Origin of the sequence: Kitasatospora sp. NPDC094016 (genome assembly GCF_040304045.1) — a bacterium.
Taxonomy (GTDB): domain Bacteria; phylum Actinomycetota; class Actinomycetes; order Streptomycetales; family Streptomycetaceae; genus Kitasatospora.
The window spans coordinates 64017-79921 of sequence record NZ_JBEOUK010000044.1; the positions used below are offsets into that span (position 1 = coordinate 64017).

15 protein-coding genes are annotated in these 15905 nt (G+C 72.6%); 7 read left to right on the plus strand and 8 right to left on the minus strand.

Going from position 1 to position 15905, the window contains the following annotated elements; all coding sequences use genetic code 11:
* Positions 1 to 51 precede the first annotated feature (51 nt).
* The 3 genes from ABT015_RS30510 to ABT015_RS30520 all read right to left on the minus strand — a co-directional run bounded on the left by ABT015_RS30510 (position 52) and on the right by ABT015_RS30520 (position 3995).
* Complete coding sequence (locus tag ABT015_RS30510; protein WP_350884793.1) at positions 52 to 1119, minus strand: restriction endonuclease; 1068 nt, start codon at positions 1117 to 1119, stop codon at positions 52 to 54.
* A 138-nt stretch (positions 1120 to 1257) separates the two neighbouring features.
* Complete coding sequence (locus ABT015_RS30515) at positions 1258 to 2970, minus strand: FAD-dependent oxidoreductase (protein WP_350884795.1); 1713 nt, start codon at positions 2968 to 2970, stop codon at positions 1258 to 1260.
* Positions 2971 to 3065: 95 nt separating this feature from the next.
* On the minus strand, positions 3066 to 3995 hold the full coding sequence (locus tag ABT015_RS30520) for an AurF N-oxygenase family protein (protein WP_350884797.1): 930 nt from the start codon (positions 3993 to 3995) through the stop codon (positions 3066 to 3068).
* Positions 3996 to 4198: 203 nt separating this feature from the next.
* Between ABT015_RS30520 and ABT015_RS30525 the strand changes: the two genes are divergently transcribed.
* Positions 4199 to 4894, plus strand: coding sequence for a tyrosine-protein phosphatase (locus tag ABT015_RS30525; protein WP_350884799.1), 696 nt, complete (start codon positions 4199 to 4201; stop codon positions 4892 to 4894).
* A 95-nt stretch (positions 4895 to 4989) separates the two neighbouring features.
* Here the strand turns inward: ABT015_RS30525 and ABT015_RS30530 are convergent, their stop codons facing one another.
* From ABT015_RS30530 to ABT015_RS30540, 3 genes are all read right to left on the minus strand, one after another.
* On the minus strand, positions 4990 to 6042 hold the full coding sequence (locus tag ABT015_RS30530) for an alpha/beta hydrolase (protein WP_350884801.1): 1053 nt from the start codon (positions 6040 to 6042) through the stop codon (positions 4990 to 4992).
* A gap of 381 nt (positions 6043 to 6423) precedes the next feature.
* Entirely contained in the window at positions 6424 to 7479 is a 1056-nt protein-coding gene (locus ABT015_RS30535; RefSeq protein ID WP_350884804.1) for an RNA ligase family protein, read from the minus strand.
* 494 nt (positions 7480 to 7973) lie between these two features.
* The gene (locus tag ABT015_RS30540) at positions 7974 to 8546 is read right to left on the minus strand and encodes a hypothetical protein (protein ID WP_350884807.1); all 573 of its coding nucleotides are present in this window, start codon (positions 8544 to 8546) and stop codon (positions 7974 to 7976) included.
* A gap of 436 nt (positions 8547 to 8982) precedes the next feature.
* On the opposite strand from ABT015_RS30540, the gene ABT015_RS30545 reads away from it, so the two are divergent.
* The 3 genes from ABT015_RS30545 to ABT015_RS30555 all read left to right on the plus strand — a co-directional run bounded on the left by ABT015_RS30545 (position 8983) and on the right by ABT015_RS30555 (position 11109).
* Complete coding sequence (locus ABT015_RS30545) at positions 8983 to 10131, plus strand: alpha/beta hydrolase family protein (RefSeq protein WP_350884809.1); 1149 nt, start codon at positions 8983 to 8985, stop codon at positions 10129 to 10131.
* 188 nt (positions 10132 to 10319) lie between these two features.
* Positions 10320 to 10610: a hypothetical protein gene (locus tag ABT015_RS30550; RefSeq protein ID WP_350884811.1), complete on the plus strand. Its 291-nt coding sequence runs from the start codon at positions 10320 to 10322 to the stop codon at positions 10608 to 10610.
* A 184-nt stretch (positions 10611 to 10794) separates the two neighbouring features.
* The gene (locus tag ABT015_RS30555) at positions 10795 to 11109 is read left to right on the plus strand and encodes a hypothetical protein (RefSeq protein WP_350884813.1); all 315 of its coding nucleotides are present in this window, start codon (positions 10795 to 10797) and stop codon (positions 11107 to 11109) included.
* Between the two features lie 176 nt (positions 11110 to 11285).
* Here the strand turns inward: ABT015_RS30555 and ABT015_RS30560 are convergent, their stop codons facing one another.
* A complete protein-coding gene (locus ABT015_RS30560; RefSeq protein WP_350884815.1) occupies positions 11286 to 12338 on the minus strand; it encodes an alpha/beta hydrolase in 1053 nt (350 codons plus the stop codon).
* Positions 12339 to 12452: 114 nt separating this feature from the next.
* Here ABT015_RS30560 and ABT015_RS30565 point away from each other — a divergent pair, with 114 nt between their 5' ends.
* Complete coding sequence (locus ABT015_RS30565; protein ID WP_350884817.1) at positions 12453 to 13076, plus strand: TetR/AcrR family transcriptional regulator; 624 nt, start codon at positions 12453 to 12455, stop codon at positions 13074 to 13076.
* A 242-nt stretch (positions 13077 to 13318) separates the two neighbouring features.
* Here ABT015_RS30565 and ABT015_RS30570 read toward each other — a convergent pair whose 3' ends face one another.
* Positions 13319 to 13666 (minus strand): hypothetical protein, encoded by a 348-nt coding sequence (locus tag ABT015_RS30570; protein ID WP_350884819.1) that lies wholly within the window; start codon positions 13664 to 13666, stop codon positions 13319 to 13321.
* Between the two features lie 385 nt (positions 13667 to 14051).
* Between ABT015_RS30570 and ABT015_RS30575 the strand changes: the two genes are divergently transcribed.
* Positions 14052 to 14684: an RNA polymerase sigma factor gene (locus tag ABT015_RS30575; RefSeq protein WP_350884821.1), complete on the plus strand. Its 633-nt coding sequence runs from the start codon at positions 14052 to 14054 to the stop codon at positions 14682 to 14684.
* A gap of 5 nt (positions 14685 to 14689) precedes the next feature.
* Entirely contained in the window at positions 14690 to 15751 is a 1062-nt protein-coding gene (locus ABT015_RS30580; RefSeq protein WP_350884823.1) for a CU044_5270 family protein, read from the plus strand.
* Positions 15752 to 15905 lie beyond the last annotated feature (154 nt).

Genomic DNA, 15905 nt, shown 5'->3' on the forward strand with positions numbered 1-15905 from the left:
TCGGTTCGGCTCCTCTGCGCCGCGCCACGTGGTCGGCACCTCGACACCGCGCTACGGGGCCGACACCTCGGCGTCGCGCTGGGGGGCCAACACCTTGGCCAGCGGGGTCCGCTGCTCCGCCCAGGACACCAGCATCTCGCGGTCGATCAAGGTCGCGCCCACCGTCGGCAGGGCGGCGAACTCCCGCGCCGGCTTCGAGAACCCGCGGTTCGTCACGATGAGGATGATCCCGGCCTGGAACACCGCCCTGGCGCCGCCGAGCGCGTGCTGCACGACCGGCTGGCCGACCGTCGCCCTCGGGTCACCGGAGTGCTTGCACTGCACCATGAACGGGACGTTCAGGTCGGTGACCCCGAGGACGTCGCCGCCCATGTCGCCGGCGCCGCCCTGCACCCGCGTGACGGTGAACCCGTCCCGTTCCAGCAGCGCCGCGACGGTGTGCTCGAAGGTCGTGAAGTGACCGTCGTCGATCTGCCCCAGGGTGATCGTGCTGCGCTTGGAGAACGCCTCGGTGGACATCCTCTCGTCGAGCATCCGCTCGTCGAACGTCCTTCCGTCCGCCGTCCCGCCCTCGTCCATGTGCCACTGGCGGCGGCCGACCTTCGCGACCACCTCGACGGCGACGGCCCGCGCCTGCCGGTCGATCTCACCGAGGCCGAGGCCGTCCGCGTCCCACGGGGGCGCGGCCTCGCCACCGCTCTCCGCCGCCGCCTCGTCCAGGCGTCCAGCCCAGTAGTGGCGCTCAAGGTCGCCGAGAGTCCTCCGCAGGCCGCACAGGTCGCGCTGCCACCCGTGGATCCGCAGCGCCAGCGATCCCAACCACCGGTCCAGGTCCGGGGGCGCCGGAAAGAGGCTGAGCTCCTCGGCCCGCAGGATCGCCCGCTCGATCAGGTCCACGGTGTCGACCACCGTCTCGATCAGATCGACGGTGTCGCGGAGCGAGCGCCGGAGCCCCTTCGCGCCGACGGTGTGCCGGACGAGCACCATCGACTCACTGCGGTACCGGTCGCCGAACCGGTCACGGTCCCGCTCGTACGAGAGCCACCGTTCCAGGGCCTCGACCGCCTGGTCCACGAACCACCGCAGGTCGCCGTGCTCGTCGTCCTCGTACTCGTACATTCCGCCCCTCCCGTGAACCACCAGGGGCAGCCTAGGCAACGGGTCCGACACTGCGAGCGGCGCCGACCAGTGCAGACCAGTGCGGACCAGTGCGGACCAGTGCCGACCAGTGCCGACCAGCGTCAATCCGCTGCCCGTCTACCGTCGGCGGGCGGCCGCCAGCAGGGCGGGGACGGTGGCGAGCTTGACGCGGGGGCGGCCCTCGGCCTCGCCCCGGGCGCGCTCCGCCCGCTCCACCGCACGCAGTCCCTTGAGCCCGACGGCGTCCGGGCGACGGTGGCGGACGAGGCGGTCGAAGTCCGTACGGCTCGCCGCCGGGGCGGCCAGCGCGTGGGCCGCCGCGTCGTCCAGGAGCGCGTCCACGGTCTCGCGGGCGCACGCCCGGTTGGCGCCGATCCCGCCGGACGGCCCGCGCTTGGCCCACCCCACCACGTACGTCCCGGGCAGCGGCCGCCCCGTCACCGGGTCCACGACCCGCCCGCCCCGGTGCGCGACCGTCGCCGTCCGCTCGTCGAAGGGCAGCCCGGGCACCGGTACGCCCCGGTGCCCTATGGAGCGCACCACCAGGCCGGCCAGCAGCGTGTCCGTCTCCCCGGTCGGCTCGACTGCCTGGTCGCCCGCGAGGGTGGTCCGCGCGACGGTCAGGCCCATCACCCGCCCGCTCCCGGCAGACGTGCCGGGCCCGCCGGGCGGGGTGAGCGCGGTGAGCGCGGTCGGCGCGGACAGGAAGCGCAGCACGATCCGCCGGCCCGGCGCCGGCTCGGCGCCCCCGTCGAACGGCACCAGCGGCAGCCCGGCGAGCAGCGCGGCCCGCGCGTCCGACGCGGTCGTCCCGGCCGCCTCCTCGATCGCCGCCCGCACCTCCGGGTGGTCCTCGACCACCACCTCGACGCCCGGCAGTTGCCGCAGCGCCAGAAACTCCGCCTTGGTCCAGGCCGCTTGGGCGGGCCCGCGCCGGGCGAGCAGCACGACTTCCCGCACCCGGCTGCGACGCAGTGCGGCGAGGGCGTGGTCGGCGATGTCGGTGGTGGCGAGCCGGTCGGGGTCGGTGAGCAGGATGCGCGCGATGTCGACGGCGACGTTGCCGTTGCCGATGACGACCACCCGTTCGGCGCCTGGCCCGGACAGCTCCACCGCGTCGGCGGGCAAGGTCGGTTGGGCGTTGTACCAGCCGACGAAGGTGGTCGCGGGCAGGCTGCCCGGCAGGTCCTCGCCGGGGATGCCGAGCCGCCGGTCGGCGGCCGCGCCGACGGCGTACACGACGGCGTGGTGGTGGGCGGCGAGTTCCTCGTGGGTGAGGTCGGTACCGATGTCCACGTTGAGGTGCATCCGCAGCCGGGGGTCGTGGAAGACGCCGGCGAAGCTGTCCGCGATGCGCTTGGTGGACTGGTGGTCGGGCGCGACCCCGTGCCGCAGCAGGCCGCCGGTGACGGGCAGCCGGTCGATCATGGTGATCTCGGCGCCGGTGCTGCGCAGCAGTTCCTGCGCGGTGTACCCGGCGGACGGGCCGGTGCCGACGATGGCGACGCGCAGCGTGCCGATCCCGTCGGGCAGGCTGCGCGGGAAGGCGGGCGCACCCCAGGCGTGGTCGTTGGGGTGGTCGCGGTACCAGTCGCGGTTGAGGTAGCCGAACACGGTGTCGGGCCCGCGCAGCCGGTCGACGGGGAACACCGCGTCCACGGGGCAGGCGTCCGCGCAGGCGCCGCAGTCGATGCAGGCCGCCGGGTCGATGTACAGCATGTCGGTGGTGCCGAACTCCGGTTCGTCCGGGGTCGGGTGGATGCAGTTGACCGGGCAGACGGACACGCACGAGGCGTCGTTGCAGCAGGTCCGGGTGATCGCGTAGGCCATGGCCGGGGTGGGGTCCCTCGCTACAGGTGGTGAAGTGCGGGTGTCGGAGCCTTTGTTGACGTGTCGCTCTTGACCTGTTCGTTTTTGACGTGTCGTCAGAGCATGTGGATGCGCCGGTAGATGGCGGCCGAGCGGCTGGTGAGCAGTCCCGTCTCGGCGAGGAACGCGATCAGGTGCCGGGAGCTGGTGCGCATCATCGCCTTGCGGTGCTCGTTGGCCCGCACTTCGGCGATCGCCCGCTGGGTGTCGAGCCCGGCGGCCCGGTAGACCCCGGGGTGCACCATGCTGGAGACGATGACGTACGCGCCGACGGCGATGCCGGTGGCCGAGGTGCGGCGGCGGGCGGGGCCGGCGTGGCGCACCCGTTCGCGGATCTCCTGCCGGGCGAACTTCATGTGCCGCGACTCCTCGACGACGTGGATCCGGGAGGTGCCGCGGACGATCTCCAGGACGTTCTCGCCGCGCATCCAGTCACGCTGCATGACGTCGAGCACCTCTTCGGCCACCAGGATTCCGCCGTAGGCGAGTTCGCCCTTCGCCAGGGCCTTGAACGCGCGCCCGGCCTGGGCGATGACCTTGTTCGGCCGGTACGCGGGGACGCCCATCTTCTCGCAGGCGCGGGCGAACATGATCGAGTGGCGGCACTCGTCGGCGATCTCGGTGAGCGCGAACTGGAACTCGGCGTTGGCGGGGTTCTTCAGGTACTGATCGCGCAGCACCATCTGCTGGAGGATCATCTCGAACCATATCCCGGTGTTCATGATCGAGCAGACCTCGTGCCGGGTGAGGGTGACCCGCTGCTGCTCGGTCATCTCGTCCCACAGGCGGGTGCCGTAGAGGGTGCTCCACTCCGGGTTGAGGCCGTAGTGGTCGGCTGGGAGCGGTGCGTCCCAGTCGATCTCGGTCGAGGGGTCGTAGGAGAGGGTCGCGGCGGACTCCAGCAGCCGCTTCGAGACGTCGTCGTCGGCCGCGGTGTGGCCGTGCGCACCCGCCGTCTGCCCTGCCGCCGCGTTGGTGAGAGCCATGGCTGCCTCCAGTTGCCTGCCCCTACGGGTGCCCGCTCACCCGCTTATTAGACGGACAGTACAATAAGAGCCCGTCGCCGAGAACCCCCTGCGCAGCACCGAACGGGCGCGCGACCACAACTCCCGTACCCCTTCGGGTCCGTGACCTCCCCCGGCCGCCCCCTCCACCCTCTCCGCCCCCCCACCCCCGGATACAGTGAGGCGTGATCACCAACCAGCCCGGGGCGGGTCCGGAGCGCGTCGCCTCCACCGGCGTACGGAACTTCCGCGACACCGGCGGCGTCGGCTCCCTGCCGCGCGGCGTGCTGTACCGCTCCGCCGCCCTGCACGGCCTGCACGGCCTCTCGACGGAGGGCGCGGACACCCTGCGGCGCCTCGGCCTGCGGACGGTCGTCGACCTGCGCAGCGACCCGGAGGTGGCGGAGCGCCCGGATGCCGTCGACCTCGTCGACGGCCGGTACCTGCACGCACCGGTCTTCATCGAACGACGTTGGCCCGCCGATCAGTTGGAGCTGTACCCGCTGATGGCCGAGCGCGCCGGCGCGGCGGCGGTGGCCGTCCTGCGCCGCCTGCTCGCCGGCGGGGGCGAGGCCGCGCCGGTCCTGGTCCACTGCGCCTCGGGCAAGGACCGCACGGGAGTCGTCGTCGCCGTCCTGCAGACGCTGCTGGGCGCCTCCGAGGCGGAGGTCCTCCAGGACTTCCTGCGCTCGAACGACGAACTGGGCCTGACCGACCCGCCCCCGGCCGGGGCCGCGCACAACGCCCTGCCCGTACGCGAAGTGCATCTGCGGCGCGCGCTGCTGTCGATCCGGAGTCACCACGGATCGGTGGCGGAGTACCTCCTCGCGCACGGCGCGCGGGCCTCGGAGCTCGCCGCGGCGCGGCGGATCCCGGCCTGAACGAGCAGCCGGGCAGGGGCCGTCGAGTCCTCCGAACGAGCCCCCGCCCGGTCCTGCGCCGAGCGCCTCCGCGCCGTACCGCCCCTGGTTGCGCGCTACGCGGCGCCCAGCGCCTGCCGCAGCGCGTCGGCCGCCTCCGCCGTCGCCTCCCGGAAGCGGCGGCCGATGCCGAGGTAGCTGGCGTAGCCGTGGATGAGGTCCGGCTGCCGGCTCAGGCGCACCGTCACCCCGGCCGCCCTCAGCGCCTCGGCGTAGGCCTCGCCCTCGTCCCGCAGCGGGTCGAAGCCCGCGGTGCCGACGTAGGTGGGCGGAAGCCCGGACAGGTCTGCGGCGAGCAGGGGCGACAGGCGCGCATCCGTCCGGTCGGCCGGCACGGGCGCATAGCGGTCCAGGAACCAGTCCATGTCCGCGCTGGTCAGGAAGAAACCGTCGGCGAACAGGTCGCGCGAGGGCCGCCGGACGGAGGCGTCGACCGCCGGGTACAGCAGCAACTGGAACACCGGCGCCGGGCCGCCCCGCCGCACCGCCGCCTGTGTGGTGACGGCCGCCAGGTTCCCGCCCGCGCTGTCGCCGCCGATCGCGATCCGCTCCGGATCCGCGCCCAGGTCGGCCGCCTTGGCGTACGCGAAGTCGAACGCGGCCAGCGCGTCGTCCGCAGCCGCCGGGAACGCGTGCTCGGGCGCGCGCCGGTACTCCACCGACAGCACCCGCACCTGCGCCCGCTGCGCCAGGAACCGCACCACGTGGTCGTGGCTGGCCCGACTGCCGACCACCCAGCCCCCGCCGTGCAGGTACACCAGCAGCCCGGAACCCGCCGCCAGCCCGCCCGGCGTGTACAGCGTGGCCGCCAACTCGCCGTACTCCTGCGGGATTCCGACGTTCCGGACGGCCACCGGCTGGATCGTCGCCCCGCCCACCAGGTACCGCGCGTGCTCCATCGCCTCCCTCGACGGCCCGACCCCGGCGGGCAGCACCAGGGCGGCCTTCGACAGGCGCTGCAACTTGAGGATCAACTGCGCGTCCAGCGAGAGCACTTGACCGTCCCGCACCACCGGCGCGCCCGCGATCGCCCGCCGCAGCCCCTCCGGCAGCGCGTACGCGCTCCGGACGACGGCGGACTGGATCCGGACAGGGAAGGGAATCGCCATCTCTGCTGCCTCCTGGAGCCTCACCCGGAGCCCTCGACCGGGGGCTCGGACCGGGAGCCCATGATGGGCCCGGCCCACCCCAGGCGGAAGCCCCCCTCGACGCCCCCTTCACCCGCCCTTGACTGCAGGTGCCCTCTCCAGCAAGAAATATGTAGACCGGTCTACATCTTCTCCATTGCCGCCGCTTCCACCGCCTCCATCCGCACAGAAAGTCGACCAGGCCGACTTCCTGTGCGCGCACCAGCTCGTCGCAAAATCAGTAGACCGACCGACATATTCTTCCCGAACTCCCCTCCCACATCCACGCCCTTCAGGAACCTTTCCGCACCAGACCGGCCTGACCAGCCCCCGACCGCTCAGGCCCGTCAGCCCTTCAGCCCCTCAGCCCTTCAGCCCGGACCGGCTCGTCGGCGAGCGCCGGTCCTCGGCGTCGAACGCCGCCAGGGAACGCGCTCCGGGCCCGAGAGCGGCTTCCAGCGCGCGCAGGACGTCACCGTCCAATCCCCCCACCGCCTCGGCGAGTTCCTCCGCCACGTCCCGGGTGAGCTCCGCCGCCACGACGTCCTCGGGCGCGCGCGGACCGAGCTTGCTGACGGCGGCCGCCGCGCGGGCGGGGGTGAGGAGTGCCGCAGCCTGGACCAGGAGCCAGGCCGGAACCCCGGCCGCACCCTGCGGCGGCGGCAGGTACGGGCGGGCGCCGTCGTAGCGCTCGTCCTCGGCGAAGGCCTGCTGTTTCACCTTCACCACCGGACGCGCGCCGACCCCCTCGGGGCCCGTCTCCCGCCAGGTGCCGGCGGGTTTGAGGACGTAGCCCTCGGCGAGGTTGTCGGCGAGTTCGGGGAGCCCGAGGAGCGCGGGGACCAGGGTGGGGAAGGCGGCCGGCAGTTCCTGGAGCACGGTGAGCGCACCGCGCCCGATCGCGGGGGCGCAGGCGAGACCGGCGGTGGCCGCGGCGTCTCGCAGAGCACGGTCGGAGATCCAGAACCGGCCCTCGGCGGTGTCGACGGTGGCATCGAAGAGCAGCCACTCCAGCCCCGGCGCGTACCAGACGCCGGTCTGCACGGGCTCGACTCCGGCAACGGCAGGCACATCGGGGTGCGGGTAGCACCCGCCGGCCAGTTCACCGTAGACGGTCACCACAGCGCCCGCGCCCCCGCCCGCCGCCTCGCGCACCGCCGAGGCGAACCGGGCCGCCGCCACCGCCAGCTCCGGCCAGACCCGGCTGACGCCGAAGAATCCGTCCAACGCGTCCTCGCCCAGGAGCTCCCGCCGCTTGGCCGGACGGACCGCACCCCCCTCGCAGACCACCGCGAAGTGCGCCCCGTGCACCTTCTCCACGGCAACCCACTCCCGGTTCCCGGACGCGGAGAGCCGCCCCCTCGCCGAGATCTTGGGGTACGGCCGCAACGCGGAGCCTTCGAACCTGATGTCAGCCACACCAGAGATCATCGCCGCGAGCCCCACCCGCGGACAACGGAGTTTCACCTCTCCCCACAACCCCCGCTACGAGCAGCCCCAGCCGTCGCGGAGCGCCCGCACCAGACGGGCCACCACAGGCTGTTCACGTTCCCCAGATCGGTTCAGCTCACCCCGGGGCGAGTGCCATCAGGGCGCGTGCTGCTCGTAGTTGAGGCTCCACTGCTGGTTGTCCTGCAGCCCGGGGCACCGCCCACCAGCACGTCAGTCCGTAGCCTTGGGGTGGCCGGTACCCGCGTAGGTGATCCAGGCTGTGCGGTTGGCGTCGTCGAGCAGGTACCAGATGCGTCCGCCACCGGTGACTTCGTACTGCCAGCGCTCCAGGGTTTGTCCCTTGAAGGTGGCGGTACCGAGCTTGCCCTTGAGCCGGTGCTGACGGTCGGGGTTGTCGGCGGCGCGGGGAGTGGCGCGGATCTTCTCGAAGGCGCGGCGCAGGTTGCCCGCCGCCTGGCGGCTCAGGTGTTCCCAGCCGTCGGCGGCCTCGGCGTTTGCGAACCGGAGGTCGTACTCGTCGCCGGTCGGGGGCGGCGCGGCCCGGTCTCCGCGCTTCGGGCTCGTTCAGCCGCCCCGGGTGCGGGGGCGGGTCCGAGGTCGCCTTCGGACTCACGGGTGAGGATGGCGTACAGGGCGGGGTCCGCGTAGATCTCGGCGCTGTGCCGCCACTGGGCGAGCAGGAGCGCGATCGGGGCGAGGTTGTCCAGGGCCACCGCGCCGCGCGCCGTGTCGACCAGCTCGGCGAGCAGGGTGTCGACGTCCTCGGCGGGGAGGAAGGTGCTCCACGGGAGGGCTTCGGGCAGTGCCTGGCGCAGGGCGGCGATGTTCTCGGTCCTTACCAGCCCGGCGAGCAGGCGAGAGGTGAAGTCCACGACGGTCGCGTCCCGCTCCATCTGGTCGACGCGCATCAGGGCGAGGTCCCCCGCGTCGCGTCTGCGTAGCCGCAGCGCACGGACGGCGTCGAGCCGGCGCGTGGTCGCGGCGGGATGGTGGAGCAGCTCGCTGAAGGGCACATCCTCATAGGCCGCAGTCATGACATCCACGGTAGTTCGGATGTCAGTCGCCGGGTAGGCGGCGTGACGGCTCACCCTTTGGGCGCTGCCGAGTGGCGGAGGTCGTGGAGGCGGATGCGACGAAGGGTGGCCCGGCGGAGGGGGGTGTTGAAGTGCCGGGTGAGCGTGGCTCCCTCGATCGGGTTGCCGTCGGTCCGGGTGAGGACGTAGGAACCTGGATGTGGCGCAGGAGGGGGCGGCCCGTCGGGGGCGTTCAACTCTGCGCAAAGGCGATCGACTTGCGCAAGGGCGGGCAGGTGGAGGCGGGTTCGTCCGGGCGGGGGGTTCGGTCGGCGTGGCGGGTGCGACCTGGGGTGGAGGGGGTTACGTCGCGGGCAGGACGCGGTGGGGGTGGGGGCGGGCCTAGCGTGGCGGTATGTCGACAACTTCTCGGTGGCGGAGTGCTGTTCTGCTCGCCGTGCCCATTGCCGTCCTGGTTTCGCTGGCCGGTCCGCAGGCCGCGCTGGCGGCTTCCCCGACGGTCGGAACGCTCTCGTTGAGTGCGGCGGCCGAGGTGCCACAGGTACCGCAGGTGCCCGCGCCGACGACGCGACGGGCGATCGGCGCCACGTCCGTCCACTTGGTGGACAAGGCCCGGCACGACCCCTGGCGGGCGGACGCCGCCAGCCGCGAGCTGATGGCCACCCTCTGGTACCCGGCGCAGCCCGCGCGCGGGGGGCACGGGGAGCAACTGCCGTACATCTCGCCCGAGGTGTCGTCCGCCCTGTTCGGCACTCCGGCTGTCAGCGAGGTGCGGACGGGCGTGAAGGCCCGTACGGTGCCCGCGCCCGGGCGGCACCCCGTGGTGGTGCTCTCCCCCGGTTACGGCTACAGCCGCACCTCGCTCACCGCCCTCGCCGAGGACCTCGCGGCCCGGGGCTACGTGGCGGCCGCGCTGGACCACACCTACGAGACGGTCGTGCAGTTCCCCGACGGCCGGGTGGAGACCTGCCTGATCTGCGATCACGTGGACGACCAGCGGGCGGCCGAGGTCACCCGCAGCCGGGCGAAGGACATCAGTTTCCTGATCGACCGGTTGACCGCGCCCGGGCCCGGGCTGGTCCGCGGGTTGCAGGTCGACCGCTCCCGGATCGGCGCGGCCGGCCACTCGATCGGCGGCGCGAGCGCCGTCGAGGCGATGAGCGAGGACCGGCGGATCCGCGCCGCCGCCAACCTGGACGGCGACTTCTTCGCCCCGCTGCCGGCCGACGGCCTCGCCCGCCCGGTGCTGCTGCTCGGCGCCCAGCGGCACGCCGGCAGGCCCGCGACGGCCAACTGGGACGAGACCTGGCAGCACCTGACCGGCTGGAAGCGCTGGCTGGACCTGCCGGAGGCCGGCCACCTGTCGTTCTGCGACATGCACTGGCTGGTGGACTCCCTCGGCGTCCGTGACCAGCTGCCGCCCGACACCACCCCGGAGCAGTACGGCACCATCAAGGGCGATCGCGCACTCGCCGCGACCCGGGCGTACCTCGGCGCGTTCTTCGACCGGCACCTGCTCAACCGCCCGAGCCGACTGCTGGACGGCCCCTCGACGGCCTTCCCGGAGGTCCGCTTCGCCAAGTAGCAAGTAGCAAGTAGCAAGTAGCAAGTAGCGAGTGGCAAGTGGCAAGTGGGCCGCAAACCGCGCGGCGGCCCGGGGCACTCGATCAGGTGATTCGGCCCCCGCAGGGCCGTGACCTGCGGCGAATCGGGGCAGTCCTCCCCGCGCAGCCGCCATCCGCGGCGGCTTCCCGGACATTCTGGAGTGACGACATGCGACGGATCAGCAAGGCGCTCGGCGCGGTGGCCCTGGCCGCGATGGTGGCAGTGGCGGTGCCTGGCTCGGCCCAGGCGGCCACCGGTCAGCTCCGGGTCGGCTTCAAGTCCTACAACAACCCCTCGGGCTGCTACCGCAGTGACATCTGGCCCCTCGTCGTCGAGAATCGCACCGACCAGCCCGCCCAGGTCTACGACCAGCCGGGCTGCTCGGGGTCTGTCATCGCGGTGGTGGCGCCGGGCGAGACCGGCACATACGAATTCGGCGCGAGCGTGAAAATCGACTGACCCTTCCGGACACGCAACGAGGCCGGTCGACCCGACGTGATGTCGGGCCGACCGGCCTTCTCGGTTCGCTCCCGTCGCCACCAGGACGGCGACAGCATGACGTGTTCATGCGAATGGGCCGATACGCAGGTGGATCGCAGGGGAACTGTCTGCGGAGTCCCACCCCCACCAAGGAGGTCCCCTCATGAAACGACTGCTCTTCGTCGCCGGCATGGCCACCGCCGCCCTGAGCCTGAGCGGTGTCGGCGCCGCCGGCGCGGCCGACCGGGGCATGCACGGCACCCCCGGCAAGCGGGTCGGCGAAGTGATCCGGTGCGAGGAGGTGAGCAGCGAGCCTCCGAACGTGTTCGGCCGCTCCTGCGACAGCACCACCTGGGGGCCGCTGGAGAACTTCGTCGTCATGGACCGGACGACGCGCGCGGCGTACCAGTGTCAGACCGGCTGGGCCGAGGGCCCTCTGTGGGTGAACGGCCAGAACTGCCGCCCCATCCCCGCCTGATCGGCGGTCGGTGACGGGTGTCGGTGCAATCGGCACCCAGTCGCTGCTGTGGCACCAGAACGGCCGGTCGACTGTCGAGTCGACCGGCCGTTCATGTGCGGCGAACCGGCGCAATCCTTTGACCAGCAGCGATCCACCCGAGCGCCGGGCCAGCCAAATCAGCCGGATCAACCAGATCAACCGCCCAGGGTGTCCTTCAGCCAAGGCGCGATCACGGCCATCGCCTCGCCGAAGCGCGAGATGGCGCAGTGGCCGGTGTCCGGGATCAGTTCGACCCGGGTGTCCCGGCGGCCCTGGAACACCAGGGTGTCGTCCAGTGGGACGTGGACGTCCTCGGTGCCGTTGACCACCAGCATCGGCCCGTTGGCGTCCTGGTCCAGCAGCGGGCGCAGGTCGAATGCCGCGAAGGCCTTTTCGAGCTCGGCCCCGCTCGGCATGGCGTCGAAGCCCAGGGCGTTGCCGACGATGCCGTCCATGCCGAAGGCGAAGCCGCGGCCGGGGGCGAAGGAGCGCTCCACCGGGCCGCCGAGCACCACGGAGGCGTCCACCGCCCCCGCCAGTCCGGTCCGGGCGGAGTAGTAGCCGCCCATCGAGATGCCGAAGTGGCCGACCTTCCCGTTGCCGGCCGTGCGGGCGAAGGAGACCAGTCCGGCGATCACCTCGGCCCCACCGTCCGGGGTCATCGGCAGGTGGGCGGTTTCGCCGGTGCCGGGGAGGTCGAACAGCAGCAGCCGCGCCGGCAGGGTGAACGCGAGCTGCTCCCACATGCCGTGCAGGTCGGTCTTCCAGGAGTCCACGCCGCCGCTGGCCAGCACGACCGGCGCGTCGGCGGGCAGGCCGGGGGCGGCCATCAGGTGGATCGGCAGGGTGGCGTCGCCGCCCCGGTACGGGACGGTGAGCATGCGGCGCTCGAACTCCACCGGGAAGCCGGGGGCCGCGAGGACGTACTGCCCGACCTGGCGGGCGAGCGCGGTGCGCTTCGGGTCGTCGGCGAGCGAGGGGAACTTGGCCCAGCCGTAGGCCTGCGCGGCCAGGCGGTGGCGCCCGGCCTCGGCGTGCCGGGCGGCGAGGGCGGACCACTCGTACACCCAGCTGCCGGTCCGGTCGGGCCACATCTCGGTGACGGCGGCCCGGACGGCGTCCACCTCGTCGGCGGGGAGGCCGAGGGTCATCTGCGGGTAGCGCTCGACGAACAGGTCCTGCGGGTCCAGGGGCCAGGTGAAGGACATAGTGGTGCCTCCTGCTGCACTTAAAGCCGGGACGCTTGCATTAACGACTATGCGCTCGGGCAGCACCTAATGCAAGCGCTCTTGCGTTAATGTGGTGGCCGAGGTGATCAACACATGGCCGAAGAAGAGCCGGAGCCAGCGCAGGAGCCGGCGCCGGATACGATCCGCCGCCGCCCGGGCGGCCGTGCCGCGCGCGTCCGCCAGGCCGTTCTGGCGGCCGCCACGGAGGTGCTGGCCGAAGAGGGCATCGACCGGCTCAGCATCGCCGGGGTCGCGGCCCGCGCGGGGGTCAACGAGACGACGGTGTACCGGCGTTGGGGAAGCCGGGAGAAGCTCGTACTGGACGCCATGCTCACCGGCAGCAACGAAGGCATCCCCGTCCCCGACACCGGAACCGTCCGCACCGACCTGGCCGCCTTCGCCCGCGCGCTGGCCGAGTACCTCGCCACCCCGACCGGCCGCTCCGTCGCCCGGGCGGCCGCACTCAGCTCCGACGACCCCGACCTCGCCGAGGCCTGGCAGACCTTCTGGCAGTCCCGCCTCGATCAGGCCGGCGTCATCGTCAGCCGGGCCGTCGAACGCGGGGAACTCCCGACGGACACCGACACGGCCCTGGCACTGGAACTGCTCTGCGCCCCGCTCCAGACCCGCTGCCTGCTCGGGCACCGCCCGATCGAGCCGGATCTGCCGGAGCGCTTGACGGACATGGTGCTGAACGGCCTGAGGGGCGTTCGCTAGGGGAATCCCCGACTGTCCGGCTTTGATCACTGCGGCACGGACCGGGTTCCATGATCTCGTGGCGGCCGGGTCCGCGTTCGCGGTTCCGGATAGAACGTCAGCTGGCTCGCTTCCGCCGAGGCGGTGAACGTGTCGCAGAAGCGTGAAGCGACGGCCTTCGACCCGACGGCCTTCGACCCGATCGCATGACCGTCGTTCGAGCAGGTGATCCGATCGAAGGCCGTCGGGGACAGCGGCTGCGACTACCCCTGCGACTCGGTACAGGACAGGCCGGTGATCAGGTCGCTGGAGACGGCCTCGCCCGCCACGCCGGCGATCGGGACGCAGGAGAGGGTGACCTGGTCGGAGCGGCGCACGATGGTGAAGGCCGTGGTGATGAGCCCGGAGGCGGGAGCCCCGCCGGACGCGACGCAGTTGAGCTGCCCCGTCCCCAGGCCGCCGACGGCGGTCACGTTGTCGCAGGTGTAGGAGGGCGTGGCGGCGTGGGCGGGGACGGTGGCGAGGGAGAGCATCGCGGCGCCCGCCACGACGGCGGCCCCGGTGACGACGACGGCCCGCCGGGCCTGGCGGTGGACGGAGAACGAAAACATGCTGGGCCTCCTGGCCTGCTGGTCGATGGGAGGAATGACGAGGGCGCCCGGGACAGCGACGGAATCCCGTTCGCAGGATCGGCGCCGCACTCGTCGCGCGCCACCGCACGGGGGCGGTGCCGGTCGGCCGTGGAGCACGGCAGCCGGTGGGCCGGGGCGGGGGCCGGGGTCCGGCGGCGGGTGTCGCCGGGGCCGTTCAGGCTCACGGCCGTTCGGGTTCACGGCCGTTCGGGTTCACGGCCATTCAGGCTCACGGCCATTCAGGCTCACGGCCGTTCGGGTTCACGGCCATTCGGGTTCACAGCCGTTCATGCGCGGCACGGCGGGGCCACACCTGTGACGCAGGTCACCGGAACCGCCCCGCGGCGGCCGGACAACCAGAGGTGTGGACTATTCGCTGCACGAACGGATCAGAGCCGGGGACCCGGACGCCTTCCGGCAGTTGTTCCAGGAGCACTCGCACGCGGTTCTGGCACACGCGGTCCGGGTGAGCGGGGACCGCGCCGGTGCCGAGGACGTCATGGCGATGGTCTTCCTGGAGGCCTGGCGCCTGCGGGACAAGCTCCGCGACGAGGGGGCCACTCCGCGCCCGTGGTTGATGGGCATCACCGTCAACGTGCTGCGCAACCGGGCCAGGGCCGCCCGCCGGCATGCGGCCGCCCTCGCCCGCATGCCGCTCACCGAACCCGCCCCGGACTTCGCCGACGAGTTGGTCGGCCGGATCGCCGACCGCGATCAACTGCTGGCCGCCAAGGCGGCGTTGGAGAGACTTCGGCGCGGGGAGCGCGAGGTGTTCTCGCTGTGCGTGTGGGCGGGCCTCAGCTACCTGGAGGCCTCCGAGGCCCTCGGCGTCCCGGTCGGCACCGTGCGCTCCAGGCTCTCCAGGGCCCGGACCCGGCTGCGTGCCCTGGCCGACAAGGAACTGCGGCAGTCCTCGAAAACTCGCCGGGAACCTCTGCGGGCAGTCGGACAAGTACAGGGTGGCCGGATGGTTCCGGCCCGGTCGAACAAGGAGTGAAGCAGATGACCAGCATCCCGCAGCGGCGGCAGCCGCTCGACGACACGGAGCTGAGGCAGCTGCTGCCGGCGGCCGGAGCACCTGCCGTCCCGCTCGGCCGGCAGCGCCAGATCGAGGAGTTCCTGATGAGTGAGATCACCCGTACCCCCGAAACCGCAGTGGCGGCCCGTCCCGAGGCCAGGAGGCGTCGGCGACTGCTGATCGCGCTGCCCACCACGGTGGCGGCCCTCGCCCTCGCCGCCACCGTGGCCGCCACCACGCTCGGCAGCCCGGGAACGACCCCCGCGAGCAGTGAGCGCGTCGCCGCGCCCGTCATCCAGGTCTCGGCGGGCGACACCGCGGGCCTGGCCGGCGCGGTGGAGCGGATCTCGCTGGCCGCCGCGTCCGCGCCGGACGTCGTCCTGCGCCCGGGGCAGTACGTCTACATCGAGAGCACCGTCTCCCACCTCACGGGTACCGTCGACGCCGCCAGCGGCACGTCGAAGGTGTGGGTCGAGAAGCCCCACCAGCGGCAGATCTGGCACTCGGCCGACGGCCGCACCGGCTGGCTCACCGAGGAGGGCAAGTCCCCGGAAGGCGGCGCGGCACTCTCGTCGGGCACCGGCAACCACCTGAACGCGCCCTCCTACGACTACCTGCGCACCCTGCCCACCGATCCGCAGGAACTGCTGCAGAAGATCTACACCGAGACCAAGGGAGCCGGCAGCGGGCCGGACCAGGAGGCGTTCGTCACCATCGCCGACCTGATCCGCGAGCAGGCCGTCCCCGGCAAGCTCGCCGCCGCGCTCTACCAGGCCGCCGCCCGCATCCCCGGTGTCGTCCTCCTCGACAGCGCCACCGACGCCGCCGGGCGCACCGGCATCGCCATCGCCCGGACCAACACCGCCACCGGCTCCCGCGACGAAATCATCTTCGACCGCGGCTCCTACGCCTTCCTGGGCGAGCGCAGCGTCCAGGTCACCGAGGTCTCCGGAGTGAAGCCCGGCACCGTCACCACGAACACCGCCGTCCTCAAGCGCGCCGCCGCCGACGCCCCCGGCCGCCAGCCGGGCAACGCCCAGGCCTGACCGCACCCGCCCGCCGGACCCGCCCCGTCCGGCACGAACGGTTCCGGCCCCCTGCGAGCCTTAGGTTCTAGGGATCGTTGCAACACCCCAGCTCAAGGGGTGCAATGTTCGAGATCCGGGAGAACCGGATGGCGCCGCAGGGCCGCAGGATCCT

Coding starts and splice junctions, on each gene's coding strand:
- ABT015_RS30560 (WP_350884815.1), bottom strand. CDS start 12,338: ATGTCCTTCACCTGGCCCCTGGACCCGCAGGACCTGTTCGTCGAGCGC.
- ABT015_RS30565 (WP_350884817.1), top strand. CDS start 12,453: ATGGCCGAAGAAGAGCCGGAGCCAGCGCAGGAGCCGGCGCCGGATACG.
- ABT015_RS30540 (WP_350884807.1), bottom strand. CDS start 8,546: ATGACTGCGGCCTATGAGGATGTGCCCTTCAGCGAGCTGCTCCACCAT.
- ABT015_RS30570 (WP_350884819.1), bottom strand. CDS start 13,666: ATGTTTTCGTTCTCCGTCCACCGCCAGGCCCGGCGGGCCGTCGTCGTC.
- ABT015_RS30550 (WP_350884811.1), top strand. CDS start 10,320: ATGCGACGGATCAGCAAGGCGCTCGGCGCGGTGGCCCTGGCCGCGATG.
- ABT015_RS30530 (WP_350884801.1), bottom strand. CDS start 6,042: ATGGCGATTCCCTTCCCTGTCCGGATCCAGTCCGCCGTCGTCCGGAGC.
- ABT015_RS30555 (WP_350884813.1), top strand. CDS start 10,795: ATGAAACGACTGCTCTTCGTCGCCGGCATGGCCACCGCCGCCCTGAGC.
- ABT015_RS30580 (WP_350884823.1), top strand. CDS start 14,690: ATGACCAGCATCCCGCAGCGGCGGCAGCCGCTCGACGACACGGAGCTG.
- ABT015_RS30520 (WP_350884797.1), bottom strand. CDS start 3,995: ATGGCTCTCACCAACGCGGCGGCAGGGCAGACGGCGGGTGCGCACGGC.
- ABT015_RS30515 (WP_350884795.1), bottom strand. CDS start 2,970: ATGGCCTACGCGATCACCCGGACCTGCTGCAACGACGCCTCGTGCGTG.
- ABT015_RS30510 (WP_350884793.1), bottom strand. CDS start 1,119: ATGTACGAGTACGAGGACGACGAGCACGGCGACCTGCGGTGGTTCGTG.